This window comes from Paenibacillus sp. FSL R5-0713 (assembly GCF_037973325.1).
GTDB lineage: Bacteria > Bacillota > Bacilli > Paenibacillales > Paenibacillaceae > Paenibacillus.
The window spans coordinates 2030639-2048616 of the sequence record NZ_CP150229.1; the positions used below are offsets into that span (position 1 = coordinate 2030639).

A 17978-nucleotide genomic window follows, 5' to 3' on the forward strand; every position below is an offset into this window, starting at 1 on the left:
CCGGTCATATTCGATGGCGAGCACGAATAGGTTGTAGGGCTGCGGACTGCGAGTACAGTTTCGGAATAGGGATGAAAGGGGAACGGATCGATGAAATATTTCTTTGCTTCCCGTACCAACAGGCTTTTGTCATCACCACTGAGGGATATACGTGAGATGTCTGGCAGAGATTATTTCATTTCTCTGGCAGAAGAATTGCCTGCGGAGGAGTTGTTTCCTTTCAAATTGTTGGAAGAAGCAGCGGTGTCTGTCTTTAGTTCAGGCCCCTCCGCATTGCAATATGGAGAGCCAGCAGGCTACACCCCCCTAAGAGAGTGGCTGAACAAGGACTGGAATGCACGCAAAGGCATACGAACGGTACCCGAGCAGATTCTGTTGACCACTGGTACCCAGCAGGCCATCGATCTCGTGATGCGTCTATTACTTGAGCCAGGAGATTCCGTACTGGTTGAACATCCTACATCTCCAGGCTGTCTTGAGGTTCTGGAAATGCAAGGAGCCAAGATTGTGCCCGTAATGGGTGATCGGGACGGCATACTACCAGACCTTTTGGAGCATCACATGCAGCAGGTTAGACCGAAGCTGCTTTTTGCTGCACCCAGTTTCTCAAATCCGACAGGTGCTTTGTGGAGTATGGAGCGTCGGGAGGCTGTCCTTGAACTGTGTTCGCGCTATGGTGTACTGCTAGTGGAAGATGATTCTTACGGGGAGCTTCATTTCGATGGCCTGGAGCCAACGGAATTCTATCGTAAATACCCTTCACTCTTTGCACTGGATACTGCAGATCAGGGTGGACATGTTCTATACATTGGTTCATTCAGCAAAACGGTAGCGCCCGCTCTTCGAACCGGATGGGCCGCGGGGCACCCGGCACTGATTCAGGCCATGGCCTCAGTTAAACGGATTGCCGATGGTCAGTCCAGCCCGATGAATCAGCGGCTGTTGTATCAATTGCTTGCCCAGTCCCCGTTTCGTTGGAGTGATCACCTGTCCATGTTGAATCGGGAGTATAAGACAAGACTCAAACTGATGCTTGAACTGTTGAAGAGACCAGGCTGGAAAGGGTGTCAATACAACATTCCTGAGGGTGGAATGTATCTGTGGGTACAGTTGCCGGAAGGATTGGATAGTGGCGCTCTGCTTAAGGCTGCTCTGCCCAAAGGGGTATCTTTTCTGCCTGGATCGCTATGTTCTACAGGTGTACAGGATCAACGTTACATTCGATTAAATTTTAGCCATCCGGGTCGGGATGAACTGCTGCTCGGCATGAATCTGATCAGTGAAGCCATTTCCGAATTTACGGCTCGTAGCTAAGACAGATCCAAAATAGATTGTGGCAAAATTAAAATTGGTTCATGACCAAAGTGATTACGTTATTGCATCCACTAACATTTTTATATATAATATGAATTAATGAGTTGTTGGTTTCTTTATATAAGCTACAATGGTGGCCAGTTCAGAAAGAGCACTCATATATTTTATCTAACGGGGGAAAATTCAACATGTCTAATATTTTATTCGTTAAAGCAAATGACCGTCCTGCAGATCAAGCAGTCAGCGTTAAATTGTACGATGCATTCTTGAGCGCATACAAAGAGTCCCACCCAGGTGACACAGTTACTGAGTTGGATCTCTACAATACAGAATTCCCATTCTATGGTAACACTGCAATCACAGGTACTTACAAAGCAGCTAACGGTTTTGAACTGACAGCTGACGAGCAAAAAGCAGCTTCACTTGCAGCACAGCTTCAAGATCAATTCTTGGCAGCTGACAAAGTGGTATTTGCATTCCCGCTCTGGAACTTCACTGTTCCTGCACCATTGGTAAACTACATTGCTTACCTGAGCCAAGCTGGTAAAACATTCAAATACACTGCTGAAGGTCCTGTAGGACTTGCTGGCGACAAAAAAGTAGCTTTGCTTAACGCACGTGGTGGCGTGTACTCCGAAGGTCCAATGGCAGCTGCTGAAATGTCCCTGAACTTCCTGAAAACAGTTCTCGGCTTGTGGGGTATTCAAAGCCCTGAAGTGGTTATCGTTGAAGGACATAACGCTTCTGCAGATCGTGCTGAAGAGATTGTTACTGCAGGTCTGAAATTGGCTTCCGAAGTAGCAGCAAGCTTCTAATAACAATCTTCTATATGTAACACATAAAAACACCTGTTGTCTCCTCTGGAGATTACAGGTGTTTTTGCATTCTCATTTTCATATCACGTACTTCGAGTGTTTCCATATCAGTTATGGCCTGTATTTTTCAAGTATTGCTCCGCGGTTTCAGCGATATGTGCAAGGTCGTCCTTATGTTCACCAGATACGGAATACGTTACATCAAGTTCATTAATGGTTCGTTCAATCATATCATTATCCTCAAGCATGTGTGCATGCTCGGTTAACGCTTGTACTCCCTTAATCGTCAGAATATATTTCCCTCGGGAGAGGCGTTCAAACCAGCCATAATAATTCTTTTGCAGAATCGCCGCGGCAGAACCTACACCCGTCTGTCTGGCAAGTGTGGCGGGAGAGGATTCTCCGTTCGTTCGCAGAGCAGATGCGACTCGTAAGGCCTTTTCACGATATGCCGTGACCAGCTGTCTGCGTGTGCTGCCTCCCGTATTATAATCACCGCTGCGTTCGTCGAATTCCTTAAGCAGGCGTTTCCGCCGAACACCACTTTTGCGAGCAACCTGATTGCGGCCAGTGAGGGGAGTCTGTGCAGAAGGCTCGCATAATACATCAATTAAGGGAGGTTTGGTTTTGTAAAATGTGACCGTCAGCAGCCCCAGACCAAGCTGTCTGCATAATGCAGTCAGTTCGCTCCAGCGTTGGTTCACGGCGCCACGTTTGCTGCGATTGCGCTCGACGGCCAAATACACGAACGGGCTAAGCTTCAAGCGCTGCATGCCTTGCAACAACAGGGAGAGATTAAATGTTTTTTTCATCTCCACAATCAGTGGTTCCTCCTGATCCGATCTGACCCCTACGAGGTCACAATGTCTAACTTCCGCCTTTACGTCGAAGCCACGCTGCTCGAAGAAAGCCTTCACAGGCGAATATAATTCGGTTTCGTATTGCACAGCCATCGTTCGTGCTCCTTTCCCAAAGTAGTCAGAGTTCTGACCGCATTGTCCGGTTTCCTGAATTAGAACCCTCATTATATCATATTCGTTCTTTTTTTTCTGAACGCACAAGATGTCTGATAGAACAGGGAAAAGCCAAAATTCGAAGCCATGGATTGAAAAAAAGAGGTCAACTTATCCGAATTGCCGCATAGGTATGTAATACACTTTTCACAACAAAACAAGATGTTTGGACAGAGGGTGGCGGGACTTCACAGGACCGCAAGATTGGTATTCAAGCAGGAGCCGCAATTCTATTGATTTCTTCATACCATTCGGAATGGTTGACAATCACACTAAAGGAGCCATGGGAGGTACCAAGCATGAATATTTTTGAACGCGTTGCGGAACATCGGGCAGAGAGTGACCGTTTGACATGGAACGGAACATTTGAAGATTATATTGAACTGCTGAGAGAGGACCCGACTCCGGCAATGACGGCTCACGCCAGAGTGTATGAAATGATTGAATCGTTTGGCGTGGAAGAAGTAGGTGGGCATAAGCGGTACAAGTTTTTTGAGCAGGAGATCTTTGGATTGGATCGATCCATTGAAAAGCTGGTTGAAGAATACTTTCACTCAGCAGCACGCCGCCTGGATGTACGTAAGCGGATCTTGCTGCTTATGGGTCCCGTAAGTGGAGGTAAATCGACGCTAGTGACGTTGCTGAAGCGGGGGCTTGAACAATTCTCGCGGACAAAAAAAGGTGCTATCTATGCTATTGATGGATGCCCGATGCATGAGGAGCCACTGCATCTGATTCCATTGGAACTTCGTCCTGAAGTGGAAAAGGAAATTGGAGTTCGTATTGAGGGGAACCTTTGCCCATCTTGCCAAATGAGACTCCGTACCGAATATGGCGGTGATATCAGCAAGGTGCCTGTGGAACGGGTTATTGTTTCCGAGGATAATCGGGTGGGGATAGGAACATTCAGTCCTTCCGATCCGAAATCGCAGGATATTGCCGATCTGACGGGTAGCATCGACTTCTCCACCATTACCGAGTTTGGTTCTGAATCCGATCCACGTGCCTATCGTTTTGATGGAGAGTTGAACAAGGCGAACCGCGGATTGATGGAGTTCCAGGAGATGTTGAAGTGTGATGAGAAATTTCTGTGGAATCTGTTGTCGCTTACACAGGAGGGGAATTTCAAAGCAGGACGTTTCGCCTTAATCAGTGCAGATGAGATGATTGTGGCGCATACGAATGAATCGGAGTATAAGTCTTTTATCTCCAACAAGAAGAATGAGGCACTGCAATCCCGGATGATTGTCATGCCGATTCCATACAACCTGAAAGTATCCGAGGAAGAGAAAATCTATGCCAAGCTCATTCAGCAAAGTGACATGAAGCATGTTCATATTGCACCGCATGCATTGCGGACTGCAGCCATTTTTTCCATACTTACCCGCTTGAAGGAAACGAAGAAACAAGGCATGGATCTCGTGAAAAAAATGCGGATGTATGACGGTGAGGAAGTGGAAGGTTATAAAGAAGCCGATCTGCGAGAGATGCAAAATGAGTATCTGGATGAAGGGATGTCCGGCATTGATCCGCGGTATGTCATCAATCGGATCTCCAGTGCTTTGATCAAGCAAAATCTTCAGTGCATTAACGCGTTGGACATTCTGCGGGCCATCAAGGACGGTCTGGACCAACATGCTTCCATTACGAAAGAAGAGCGGGAGCGTTATCTGAATTTTATTGCTCTTGCACGCAAGGAGTATGACGAACTGGCCAAGAAGGAAGTACAGAAAGCATTTGTGTACTCATTCGAGGAGTCGGCGAGAACATTATTTGAGAACTATCTGGACAACATTGAAGCATTCTGCAACTGGTCCAAAATTCGTGATCCACTCACGGATGAAGAAATGGACCCGGATGAGCGTTTGATGCGTTCCATCGAGGAGCAGATCGGAATCTCCGAGAATGCAAAGAAAGCATTCAGGGAAGAGATTCTAATCCGAATCTCGGCGTACTCCCGTAAGGAGCGCAAATTCGAGTACAGCAGCCATGACCGTCTGCGTGAAGCGATTGAGAAGAAGTTGTTTACAGATCTGAAAGACATCGTCAAGATTACAACCTCCACCAAAACACCAGATGCAACCCAATTGAAACGAATGAATGAAGTGATCAAACGCTTAATTGAAGAACATGGATATACCGCAGCCAGCGCCAATGAACTGCTACGCTATGTGGGCAGTCTGCTTAATCGCTAATCGGCAACGAACCATTCCGGATCAGGCTTCTGATGTCTGCTGTGAGGCTCCTTCACAGCAGAGTCAGGGCCTTTTTAGTTCCATAAGCATCTTATTAATCTGAAATACTGACAAATAAGGTTAATTTTACGGTGAATTAGTTCTAAAGGTGTATGTAAGTTTGGGTATTTTAGTCTATAATCAATACATATATTTACAATTTAAAGTAATGGTGTTTATTAAGGAGCTGACTGAACCAGATATGAGCAGTATTTCCGCAACAAGACAGAAGCAACTTGATTACATGGGATTAACCGCAAGAGATCTGGCACTGCTTGCCGATCATCGGCCTGTTTTTAAAAAAGTCGTGAATGAAGTGGTGGATCATTTCTACAATCACGTGGGGAATTATCCTGATCTGGTAGATCTGATTGCCCGATTCTCTACAATTGATCGTCTAAAGGAAACACAGAAGATGTACTGGTTATCGATGACGGATGGAATCGTGGACGACGCATATATTGAACAACGTATTGCGATTGGGCTTGTGCATTCCCGTATTGGCCTGTCCGAAGATTATTATCTGGGTACCTATATGGTTTACCTTGATATTGCAACGAGCATATTCCAGCAGGTTATCCCTGATTCCTGGCATCTTGTCATTCAGGCGCTCAGTAAAATGTTTAATCTGGATTCACAGCTTGTCCTTGAGGCATATGAGAAGAAAGAAAAAGAAAAGTTACATCAGCTTGCCGATGATCAACAACATACTTTGCAGGCGATCACGCAAATTACCCAAGAGCTTACAGGCATGATCAGTGAACTGAATGAAAATGCGCTGGCTATCTCGAATGTGGCCAAAGAAACAGCTGCTTCTCAGGATCAGGCTCAAGTTCTGCTCACGGAGTTGACCGGGGAGATCCAGCAGATTGGAAAAATGGGTGAACTCATTCGCGAGATATCGGATCAGAGTCATCTTGTCGGCCTGAATGCAGCGATTGAAGCTGCTCATGCAGGAGAGTTCGGTCGTGGCTTCGAGGTCGTCGCCAGTGAGGTGCGCAAGCTCGCAGCCAGTTCCCGGGATGCCCAGGGTAAAATTCAGTCTAATCTAGAGCAGATCATGAAGAAACTAAGTAGTGTGCAGCAAGAGTCGGATCATACGTCTCGTGGAGCACGTAGCCAAGCTTCACGCTCGGCTGAACTGGCTGTATTTGCAACAACAATGGAGAAACTGTCTCTGGATTTGAAGAATCTGGAACAACAGGAATAGACGTTAAAAGCAATAGGAACCTTCCATACCGTTTCAGGCTGTTTTAAGCTATAATGGGTAGACAAACCTGCCGATGTTATGGAAAATGCAGCCGGAGACAGGGGATTTGAAAGAGGTTGAGGTGATCAGATGGCTTCTATCCATGATGTGGCCAAGGAAGCGGGAGTATCTGTTGCAACCGTTTCCAAAGTGATAAACGATTATCCTGATGTAAGTGAAAAAACACGCAAAAAAGTCAATATAGCCATCGAATTATTGAAATATCAACCGAATGTGGTCGCACGTGGACTTGTAAAACGCCGTTCATGGACGGTAGGTGTATTGTTGACGGTCCCATTTACAAACCCTTTTGTGTCGGAATTGCTGGAAGGGATTAAGACTGCGCTAGAGAACAGTGGTTATGATCTGGTCCGGTTGTCTACACGATTCGATGATCCGACGTACTCGTTCATCAAACATTGCCGCAGTCGTAATGTGGATGGTGTGGTGGTATTCGGGGAAGGCAGAGATAACGCGAGTATTCAGGAACTGGTGGATGCAGAGATCCCAACAATGTTTATCGATACGGACCTGTTGGGCAAACGCGCCGGTTACATTACTACGGATAACGCAAACGGCATCTCCATGAGTGTCAAACATCTGTATGAGCTCGGACACCGCAAGATTGCTTATATCTCGGGAACACTCGGACCTGCCGTAGCTAATCTGCGATTGGAAGGATATCGGGAAGGACTGCGAGAATGCGGCATTCCGTATTCTACGATATATCTGGAAGTTTGCGATTACTCATTTGATGGCGGTAGCAAGGCTGCAAGAAGATTGTTGGCACTTCAGGATCAACCGACGGGGATTGTCTGCGCATCAGACATGTCTGCCTTTGGGGCAATTCATGAAATTGAAAAGCATGGACTGAGTGTGCCAGAAGATATTTCTGTTGTCGGATTTGACAACACATATTATGCTGAAGTATTCAAACCGGGACTGACCACGGTGAATCAGAATATCTATTCGATTGGCATTAAGTCCATAGAATATCTGATTGCCATGATTGAGAATCCGTCTTATTCTCCACCCGTTGTGACGGAACCTTCCAATTTGGTCATCCGTCAGACGACAGCGCCTTTAAAAGTGTAAAGACGTTTCACACGTAGCACAGCGAACAAGCTGTGCTTTTTGTCGTTCTATATTATGGTGAAGATTTTAGAAGAAGTCCTATAGTTTAACGGGTAAACAAAGTTTGCTGGCAATCGTATAATGAAAGTGCTTACAATTTCTGTTGAATAATGTCTATCCAATCCTGCCCAACGAACTTGTGAAGGGCGGACGCATGACAGAACAGAGGTTACTCTTCACAAACAACCAAGGAGGAGATCGGATGCATTTGAGAAAATGGTGGAGCTTGTGCTTGTCGGCGGTATTGATCTTCAGTTTGTTCCCGAGTGTGGGAACAGGAGGGACACGTGCTCAAGCGGCTGCTGACGTTAAGACGGGCGATGATGAAGTGCTGTTCGAGGCTAATTTTGAAGATGGTGCGTTGGGACAATGGCGTCCACGGGCGAGTGAAAAGCTTGATATCGTAGCGCAAGGTCACGACAGCACACGCAGTCTGAGAACCTCTTCCCGTACCGAAACGTTCCATGGACCCTTAATTGAAGTAATGGACCATGTACAGAAGGGCAGCACGGTTCATATTTCGTTTTGGGCCATGTACGATGAAGGACCTGACAGTCAGGTCATTAACGGTTCACTGGAGAAAGAGTACAATAACGACGCTTCAACTCGTGAATATGCTACATTTGCCTCTGCAACCCTGAATAAAGGACAATGGAAAAAAATCGAGGCGGATGTGGTGATTCCAGGGGAAAATAGTGGCATCACCGGATTCCGGATGTATGCAGAGACACCCTGGAAGACGTCAGCGGAAGTGACGCCGGCAGATACAATTACTTTTTACGTGGATGATGTTCTGATTACCGAAGCCGAAAAAATAGAGATAGAGCCGAACATTCCGAATCTAGTGGATGTCGTGGGAAAAAACTATGCCATGGGAGCGGCAATCGACCAGTCTGCACTGGATGCAGAAGATCCGCATTCCCAGTTGTTGACCAAACATTTTAATAGTATTACAGCCGGCAACTTTATGAAAATGGATGCGATGCAACCAAAGGAAGGGCAGTTTGTCTGGTCAGAGGCAGATCGTCTGGTGAACTTTGCCGAAGCAAATGACATGGAGGTAAGAGGTCATACTCTGTTATGGCATAGTCAGGTGCCAGACTGGTTCTTTACCGATCCGAATGATGCTTCCAAACCTGCCACGCGTGAACAGTTGCTTGCACGGATGAAAACTCATATTCAGACCATCGTGACTCGTTACAAAGGAAAGGTTCATACATGGGATGTCGTCAATGAAGTCATCTCGGATGGAGGCGGCTTGCGCAATCAGGCGAGTGGTTCCAAATGGAGAGATATTATTGGGGATGTGGACGGTGATGGAGATGACAGTGATTACATTGAGCTGGCTTTCCGATATGCACGCGAGGCTGACCCGGATGCTGTATTAGTGATTAATGACTATGGAATGGAGGGCAATGGAAACAAGGTGAATGATATGGTGAAGCTTGTAGAGAAGCTGCTTGCCAAAGGAACACCGATTGATGCGGTTGGATTTCAGATGCATGTGTCGATGTACGGACCGGATGTAAAGCTCATTCGTGAGGCTTTTGAGAAAGTGATCGCTCTTGGTGTGAACGTACAGGTTACAGAGCTGGACGTTTCGATCTATTCAAGTAATTCTGAGCAGGAGATGCCTGTTACGGATGAATTAATGTTGCAGCAAGCTTATCGTTATCGTGAGCTGTTCGATCTGTTTGACGACCTGGGAAAACGTGGTGTCATGGACAGTGTTACGGTCTGGGGACTTGCGGATGACGGTACATGGCTTGATAATCATCCAGTCAAAGGACGCAAAGATGCACCATTGCTGTTTGATCGTAAATTGAAAGCAAAACCGGCCTATTGGGCACTGGTGGATGCTACCACGCTTCCGATCTATCGTAATGAGTGGACAGCACTGAAGGCCAGCCCTTCTTTTCCAAATCACAAAGGACAGGAAGATGTTCTATGGGGTGCTGTGAAAGGGCTTGGAATTAATCATCTGGCAGATGGTGTATCCGCAGTTACGGGTGAGGCCCGTGTAATGTGGGATGCCAAAAAGGTGAATTTACGAGTGGAAGTGAAGGACACCACACGTCGCAAAGGGGATCAGGTGCAGGTTTTCCTCACGGAAGAAGTAAAGAGTACAGGCGCTGCCACTTCTGAAGCTGATCTAACTGCCAAGAAGAAAAATCCGCCGTCTGCAAATGGTCAATATACGTTCAAACGGGAAGGCGGTAAAGGCAAGGATAAGAATGCATACAACGTACAGGAGACAAAAACGGGTTATGTTGTATATGCATCCCTGCCGATGTCAGCTGCTTTACTTGCCGAAGGCCAGGTCTTGTCTTTAGATTTTCGGATTACGGATGAATATGCTGCGGGTAAGACAGCTACCATCGTCTGGAATGATATTTCCAATCAACAGCCTGATAAACCAGCCAACCGGGGGAAATTGAAGCTGGGTTCTGTCTTGAAACAAACGAAGGTCACGTATGGCAAACCTGTAATTGATGCGAAAAAGGATGACATCTGGAAAAAGGCTGCATCTGTTAAAACGGATGTCTGGGTCATCGGAAACTCAGGTGCAACGGCGACTGCACAGCTGTTATGGGATGAAAAATACCTGTACGTATTGGCAGATGTGAAAGATCCTCTGCGAAGCAAATTAAGTTCTAATGCACATGAGCAGGATTCGATCGAGATTTTTATTGACCAAAACAAAGATCAGACAACGTTCTATCAGGAGGATGACGCCCAGTACCGGGTTAACTTTGATAATGAGGCTTCTTTTGGAGGAAATGCACGGAAAGAAAACTTCAAATCAGCTACCCGATTAACAAGCGGAGGGTATACCGTTGAAGTGGCAATCCCACTAGATAGCGTTCGTGCTGAAGGGCAACGATGGATTGGATTCGATCTTCAAGTTAATGATGATGGCGCGGGGGATGGCAAGCGAAGCAGTGTGTCCATCTGGAGTGATTCATCAGGTAATTCTTATCAGGATACTTCCGGTTTTGGCAGTCTGTTACTGACTCGCAAATAGAATATTGAGCTGTGTATCAGAATATGAGAATGTGAGCTATTAAACCTCGTTTTTCTGGAAATAAGTGTTGATTTTAAAGGCTGGGACGTTTAGACTATATACATTCAAATAAACGGGTTCCAATGTATGATAACGGCTTCAACTGAGTCTGTGGTCACGAGTCAAATGATGCGGAGGGAGTGCCTGTCATCCAGACAGCGCACTCGCTTCTTTTTTACATTTTTGCATACATATGAGGCATTTCCCGGTTGAAAGGACAGAGTGAGTGGAGCACCTACATGGTACGTACAACTTAGAACTTGTTATTTTATCCTATATTATTGCATCGTTAGCTTCGTACGCAGCCCTTGACCTTGCAGGCCGTGTAAGTCAGGCTAGCGGGATGGCGCGGAATGTATGGCTTACCTGCGGTGCAGTCTCGATGGGGCTGGGGATCTGGTCCATGCATTTCGTAGGTATGCTGGCTTTTGTTCTGCCTACGCAAGTCTCCTATTCCACCGGTAAGGTTGTTTTATCTGTTCTACTTGCTATTGTCGCATCAGGGGTAGCCTTGAACATTGCGGGAAGACAATCGGGCAGGATTAGCAAGCTCATGATTGCTGGAGTGCTTATGACAGTCGGAATCAGCTCAATGCATTATGTGGGAATGGCAGCGATGTCGACTCCGGTTACATATGAACCTGGCAGAGTGATGTTATCCATTCTGATTGCAGCACTTGCTTCATTTGCGGCACTATGGCTCATGTTTTTCTTCCGATATCATCAATCCAGACATACCTGGGTTTACAAGATGGGCAGCGGTCTTATTATGGGTGTTGGAATCTCTGGCATGCACTATACTGGGATGTCAGCCGCACAGTTCCATCATTCACATGCCTCGATGGCAAGTTCAGGGATGCAGATTGAACCCGGTATTCTCGCCTACCTGATCGCATCGGGCACATTTATTGCCTTGGGCTTGACGTTATTCGGCATATTTATCAACCAGCGTATGTCCCAGAAGGATCGACGGATTCATGAGAACGAGCAATGGTATCAGGCCCTGTATCATAATCATTCGGATGCGATCATTTCAGTAGACAAGGAAGGCATTGTCAAAGGCATTAATGCTGCAGTAACAACAATCACCGGTTATCCTGAAACAAGGGTCATGAATCGTTCCATTGATGAGATTGTTCAGCAGATCGATATAGAATGGATCAGTGAATTCGATTCCATTGATTGGGATGATCATGGGATGGAGCAGATGCATTACATGGCCAAGATGAGAGACGTGCGGGGTGAACTTCTGGACCTTAGTATTGTTGTAGTCCCGGTTGTCATTGATGGTAATCATGTGGGAAGCCACATTCTGATCAAAGACATTACGGAGGAGAAGCAGGCTCAGGAGAATATTCGTCACCAAGCTTTGCATGATCCGTTGACGGGGCTGCCCAATCGGCGCAAGCTGGATGAGGTGCTGGCATGTACAATCCAATCTTCAGAAGAAAAAGGACATTCGTTTGCTGTTATGGTGATGGATATAGACCGATTCAAGATGATAAATGACTCTTTGGGACACTCCGTTGGAGATGTATTTCTAAGAGAAGTCAGCAACCGGATTATGAAAGCCATAGAGGCTTCTGATCCCTTGGCTATGGAGAATGTCATGCTGGCCCGCATGGGCGGTGACGAGTTCACACTCGTTGTGACCCATGATCAAGCGACAGAGGTAAGAGTGGCAGAACTTGCTAAACAGATTGTTGAAGCCATTCAGTTACCCTATCGCTTGAAGGAAAATGACTTTTACGTGACCGCCAGCATTGGAATTGCGATGTATCCCCATCATGGAGTGGGCGTCGATGCTTTGCTGAAACATGCGGACTCCGCCATGTATGAAGTGAAGAAGAATGGCAAAAATGGCTTCCAATTTTACACGGCCCAACTGGATTCGGAACTTTATGAACGCATTGAGCTGGAAGGATACCTGCGTAAAGCGTTGGAACGCGATGAGATGGTTCTGTACTATCAACCGCAGATTCGTACCGAGGATAGTCGTATGATTGGTGTCGAGGCTCTTATACGTTGGAACCATCCACTCAAAGGGCTGCTTGCACCCAATGTGTTCATCCCGCTTGCAGAAGAGACAGGTATGATCTATGAGATTGGGAAATGGACGCTGCGCGAAGCGTGCAGGCAGATGAAGCTCTGGCATGCCAGCGGTGGGCCGCTCATTCCGGTATCGGTAAACTTGTCCAGCCAGCAGTTCCATCAATCCAACCTGGTAGAACAGGTCAAGAATGCACTCTTGGAGACAGGACTGGAGGCACGTTATCTGGAGCTGGAGATTACAGAGAGCATGATGATGGATGCAACGGTATCTACAGCAATTCTGAATGAACTTAATGCACTGGGTGTCAAAATCAGCTTGGATGATTTCGGTACGGGATACAGTTCCCTGAGTTATCTGAAGCATTTCCCGATTCACAAGCTTAAGATTGATCGTTCATTCGTGACGGACATTACAGAGAGTCACAGCGATCAGGCGATTGTGGCGACCATTATATCGATGGCACAGAATCTCAAGATGGAAGTGATTGCCGAAGGCATTGAGACGAAAGGCCAACTCGATATTCTGATGCAGAATGACTGCCGGGAGATTCAGGGATATTATTTCAGTCGTCCACTGCCCGCAAGTGAAGTGGAACATGACTTTTTTGTGCCGCTGCGATTGCAGGGGACTGGTTCACCAGCGTTACCTTCCTAATTATGAAATGCCAAGCGGCAAGTTCCCGTGTGTGTTGGGAACTTGCCGCTTTTTTAGTCTTATTTTTTATTAATCATTAATTTCATCCGTGATAAGAACATTTATATTTTCGTTTCCAATAATGATAATCCATAACCTCACATAAACTTGCGGTGATGCTTCTTACCATCATACGTAAACCAGATCGGTTTATCTTCCACACGTGTCTCTACATGTACCGTACGTCCCCAAAGGCGATACAGATAAGGCAGCGTGCGTTCCATGTATTTTAAATCCAGCTCGATGCCCTCATATTGATGTTTCAGTACGAGTTCACCTGTCCGCAGATAGTCAGCATCTTGCACGACCAGATAAGGTGATCCCCCGTTGACACGTGAAAATACGAGCTGATCCCGAATGTTCTCCCAGGACTTGTCGGTGATTTTCCAGTCCGGTCCTTTTTTCTCAAATACGTAGAGGTCGAGATCTTCGGTCAATTGCTTGGTCATGTAATTGCGGATAAAAGAGGTGTCGGAATCGAATTCACGTACCTCGAACATTTTGGCGCGACCTTGCCCTGGTTTGCGGCCCCAACGTTCCTGTTCTTCACGGGTGGGGTTATCCCAACGCCGTTCAATATCCTCGAAAATCTTCAGTCCCAGATAATACGGATTCAGACTTTGTTTGGATGGCTGCACGACAGAGGAGTTGAGCTTCGCGAATTCAATCGTGTCTTCACTGTTGAGATCGAGTTCACGGATAATGCGTTGATGCCAGTAAGATGCCCAGCCTTCATTCATGATTTTGGTTTCCATCTGTGGCCAGAAATATAACATCTCTTCGCGCATCATACTCATGATATCCCGCTGCCAGTCGGTCAATACTTCCGAGAATTCCTGAATAAACCACATGACATCCTTCTCCGGTTCAGGCGGAAAGTGATGAACCTGAATACCTTCGGCGGGTGATTCTTCGGTCTGCACATCATCAAGTGACCAGAGATCATCATAGCGACCTTCCGGCCGGGGTGCTTTCTCACCGCGCTGCTCCCGCATTTTCATCTCCATATAGCGTTGTTTGTCCAAATGGCGGGGTTTAATCAGTTGCGGGTCTACATGCTCCTGAATGGCAATGACAGCATCGATAAATGCTTCAACAGCTTCCGTTCCATACTCCATCTCATAATTGCTGATCCGATCGGCCGTAGCGGCCATGCTTTCGACCATATTACGGTTGGACTTGGAGAAGCGGGCATTGTTTTTGAAAAAATCGCAGTGGGCCAGGACGTGGGCTACGATCAATTTGTTCTGAATCAGGGAATTGCCATCCAGCAGGAAGGCATAACAAGGGTTGGAATTGATGACAAGTTCATAAATTTTGCTGAGTCCAAAATCGTATTGCATTTTCATCTTATGAAAAGTTTTGCCGAAGCTCCAGTGACTGAAACGGGTCGGCATGCCATAAGCTCCAAAGGTATAAATAATATCCGATGGGCAGATTTCGTACCGCATGGGGTAATAATCCAGGCCGAATCCATTGGCAATCTCCATAATCTCGGCAATGGCGTATTCGAGGTCGCGAATCTCATCTGTCATCTAACGCTGCCTCCTTCCCTTTTCTGGAAAAAGCTGCGCAAAGCTTTGTACACTTCGCCTTTTTCTTTGATCACATAATACATGAACTGATCCATCTTGATATGACGGTAAGCCGACATCAGTGTGCTGCTGCGGTTGTACTGATTCACCTCGCCGTACCCAAACATGTTGCTGCGTTTCATTAACTCCCCGATCAGCTTCACACACCGTTCGTTATCCGAGGTTAGATTATCCCCGTCAGAGAAGTGGAAAGGGTAGATGTTGTAGCTTGAAGGTGGATAACGGCTGTCGATAATATCCAACGCCTTCATATATACAGAGGAGCAGATGGTGCCTCCGCTCTCGCCACGGGTAAAGAACTCTTCTTCAGTAACTTCCTTGGCTTCCGTATGATGGGCGAGGAAAACAATCTCGACTTTCTCATACTGACGGCGTAGAAAACGGGTCATCCAGAAGAAAAAGCTGCGCGCGCAGTATTTCTCAAACGAACCCATGGACCCGGATGTATCCATCATGGCAATAATAACGGCATTGGATTGCGGAATAATTTTGTCTTCCCATGTCTTGTAGCGGAGGTCATCTGGACTGATATGATGGATGCCCGGGGTACCGGTCGTCGCATTGCGACGCAGATTCTCCAGAATGGTACGTTTCTTGTCAATATTGGACTGCATGCCTTTTTTGCGAATATCGTTGAATACCACCGTATGTGTCTCAATCAGGTCTTTATCTTTCTGCTTCAGATCGGGTAATTCCAGCTCAGCGAAGAGCATATCTTCCAATTCCTCAATACTAACTTCGGCTTCCACAATATCATGACCAGGCTGATCGCCAGCCTTTTCGCCTTTGCCGGGTTTCTGCGAAGCAGAGGGATCACGACCGATGACGTCTCCGACCTGACTGTCACCGTCTCCTTGACCGACATGTTTTTGCTTCTGGTAGTTATACACAAAACGGTACTCATCCAGACTGCGGATTGGTACCTTGATGATTTGTTTTCCATCAGACATGATGATGTTTTCTTCCGTAATCAGATCAGGCAGATTCTGCTTGATGACATCTTTCACCTTTTGCTGATGGCGCTGTTGGTCCTGGTACCCTTTGCGGTGAAGCGACCAATCTTCCTTCGACACGACGAACGAGTAAGGCTGGTGTGAATTTGACATGTAGGCACCCCCCATTGATTACGCGGCACAGTTTGGCCTGTCGGTAATTAAGTATATTCACAGGCGAGGATGATATGTGATGAGAGTGGATATAAAATGATACAATTACACAAGTTCACCTCAGAGGTAAGGTGTGTCGTAAGAACAGAACGGCTCCATTTTTTACATAAACAGTGAACAAATGTGATATCCTTCCTTTACAATAGGAGAAAGACATCGATCTGGCATCTGATAGAGGTTGTTTAAAAAGTCCACTTTTGATTCTCTAAACACAGACTATAGAGATGCATGAAAAGGAAGGATGTATGTGAATAAAAAGGCGATCAAGGCTTGGATTATGTATGATTGGGCCAACTCGGCATATGCGACAACTGTGCTGGCAGCAGTACTGCCTGTATTCTATGCTTCGGTTGCTGCGGCTACGCTGGATACAGATACGGCCGCATCCTACCTGGCCTATACCCATTCCATTGGCATGTTGTGTGTAGCTCTGCTAACACCGCTGCTTGGCACGCTGGCTGATTTGTCAGGACGGAAGGGCGACTTCCTGCGTATATTTGCAATCATTGGTGTCCTTGCCACATTGGGATTCAGCGCAATCGGAGAAGGGGACTGGTTACTTGCTTCCGCATTACTGGTCATATCTACGATTGGTTTTGCAGGTGGTAATACCTTTTACGATGCCATGCTACCGGATCTGGTACCTGTGGAACGAAGAGACATGATATCTTCCAAAGGTTATGCCTATGGTTACATTGGAGGAGGTTTGCTATTTGCAGTGAACATGCTGATGATTCAGCAACCGGGCTGGTTCGGGATGAGCAGTACATTGGCAGGCACAAGGCTAGCTTTTATCTCCGTGTCGCTGTGGTGGTTTTTGTTCTCAATACCGATCTTTCGCCATGCTCCGAGACGGCCAGCATCACCAGATCTGCCCGGCACGTGGAAAGGGTATGTTGCGGTGGGTGTTCGCAGACTACGGCAAACCTTTCGTCAGATGAGGCGTTTTCCCCAGTTAATCCGCATGCTGGTGGCTTTCTGGTTTTTTAATGACGGCATTAATACCATCATTCTGATGGCTACGATCTACGGGACAAGTATAGGCATAGGTACAGCCGACTTGATGTTGGCGCTACTGTTAACCCAGTTTATCGGTTTTCCTTGCACCTTGTTACTGGGAGCCTGGGCACAGCGCTGGGGAGCGAAGCGGGTATTGATCTTCAGTTTATCTGTATACATATGTATCGTAATTCTCGGTTATTTCATGACACAAGCGATTCACTTCTATATGCTCGCTGGATTGGTTGGTGTCGTGCAGGGTGTAAGTCAATCCACAGCTCGTTCCATGTTCAGCAATCTGATGCCAGCTGGCAGAACAGGTGAGTATTTTGGATTCGTGAATATTACAGGCAAATTCTCTTCGATCTTCGGTCCCTTTGTGTTTGGTTATGTTGGGCAAATAACAGGTTCTACACGTTGGGGAATTCTGTCCCTCATTTTCTTTTTCGTCGCCGGAATTGCAGTATTGTTAACTGTAAACGTACAGAAGGGAATGCAGGATGTTACTTTTGCAGATGAGGAAGAAGGGCGTAAGCGGAGTGTCGGAACTCTGCTGGGCAAAGTTCAAATGTAGGGTCTACTGGTTAGTTGCTAATAGGTGTCATATCCAACTTCTCGTTGGAATACTCATGGCTTCAGGCGTTGTTCT

11 protein-coding genes are annotated in these 17978 nt (G+C 46.5%); 8 read left to right on the forward strand and 3 right to left on the reverse strand.

Features of this window, described 5'->3' with window-relative positions; all coding sequences use genetic code 11:
* Nucleotides 1–90 precede the first annotated feature (90 nt).
* Both MKZ12_RS09300 and MKZ12_RS09305 read left to right on the forward strand, forming a co-directional pair.
* Nucleotides 91–1314, forward strand: coding sequence for a PLP-dependent aminotransferase family protein (locus MKZ12_RS09300; RefSeq protein WP_339240901.1), 1224 nt, complete (start codon nt 91–93; stop codon nt 1312–1314).
* Nucleotides 1315–1502: 188 nt separating this feature from the next.
* Entirely contained in the window at nt 1503–2129 is a 627-nt protein-coding gene (locus tag MKZ12_RS09305) for an FMN-dependent NADH-azoreductase (RefSeq protein ID WP_169478771.1), read from the forward strand.
* A gap of 107 nt (nt 2130–2236) precedes the next feature.
* On the opposite strand, the gene MKZ12_RS09310 is transcribed toward MKZ12_RS09305, so the two are convergent.
* The gene (locus tag MKZ12_RS09310) at nt 2237–3082 is read right to left on the reverse strand and encodes a DUF2161 family putative PD-(D/E)XK-type phosphodiesterase (protein WP_339260063.1); all 846 of its coding nucleotides are present in this window, start codon (nt 3080–3082) and stop codon (nt 2237–2239) included.
* A gap of 359 nt (nt 3083–3441) precedes the next feature.
* On the opposite strand from MKZ12_RS09310, the gene MKZ12_RS09315 reads away from it, so the two are divergent.
* From MKZ12_RS09315 to MKZ12_RS09335, 5 genes are all read left to right on the forward strand, one after another.
* Nucleotides 3442–5337, forward strand: coding sequence for a PrkA family serine protein kinase (locus MKZ12_RS09315; protein ID WP_339260066.1), 1896 nt, complete (start codon nt 3442–3444; stop codon nt 5335–5337).
* 241 nt (nt 5338–5578) lie between these two features.
* Nucleotides 5579–6586, forward strand: a complete 1008-nt coding sequence (locus MKZ12_RS09320; protein WP_339260068.1) for a globin-coupled sensor protein — start codon at nt 5579–5581, stop codon at nt 6584–6586.
* 129 nt (nt 6587–6715) lie between these two features.
* A complete protein-coding gene (locus tag MKZ12_RS09325; protein ID WP_339240906.1) occupies nt 6716–7720 on the forward strand; it encodes a LacI family DNA-binding transcriptional regulator in 1005 nt (334 codons plus the stop codon).
* A 241-nt stretch (nt 7721–7961) separates the two neighbouring features.
* On the forward strand, nt 7962–10784 hold the full coding sequence (locus tag MKZ12_RS09330; RefSeq protein ID WP_339260069.1) for an endo-1,4-beta-xylanase: 2823 nt from the start codon (nt 7962–7964) through the stop codon (nt 10782–10784).
* A 265-nt stretch (nt 10785–11049) separates the two neighbouring features.
* Nucleotides 11050–13530 (forward strand): EAL domain-containing protein, encoded by a 2481-nt coding sequence (locus tag MKZ12_RS09335; RefSeq protein ID WP_339240909.1) that lies wholly within the window; start codon nt 11050–11052, stop codon nt 13528–13530.
* Between the two features lie 137 nt (nt 13531–13667).
* Here MKZ12_RS09335 and MKZ12_RS09340 read toward each other — a convergent pair whose 3' ends face one another.
* Together MKZ12_RS09340 and yhbH are read right to left on the reverse strand one after the other, a co-directional pair.
* A complete protein-coding gene (locus MKZ12_RS09340) occupies nt 13668–15104 on the reverse strand; it encodes a SpoVR family protein (protein ID WP_339240911.1) in 1437 nt (478 codons plus the stop codon).
* Complete coding sequence (gene yhbH, locus MKZ12_RS09345; protein WP_036609998.1) at nt 15101–16270, reverse strand: sporulation protein YhbH; 1170 nt, start codon at nt 16268–16270, stop codon at nt 15101–15103. The genes MKZ12_RS09340 and yhbH overlap by 4 nt, the downstream gene beginning before the upstream one ends.
* A 307-nt stretch (nt 16271–16577) precedes the next feature.
* On the opposite strand from yhbH, the gene MKZ12_RS09350 reads away from it, so the two are divergent.
* Nucleotides 16578–17903 (forward strand): MFS transporter, encoded by a 1326-nt coding sequence (locus MKZ12_RS09350; protein WP_339260072.1) that lies wholly within the window; start codon nt 16578–16580, stop codon nt 17901–17903.
* The last annotated feature ends 75 nt before the right edge of the window (nt 17904–17978 follow it).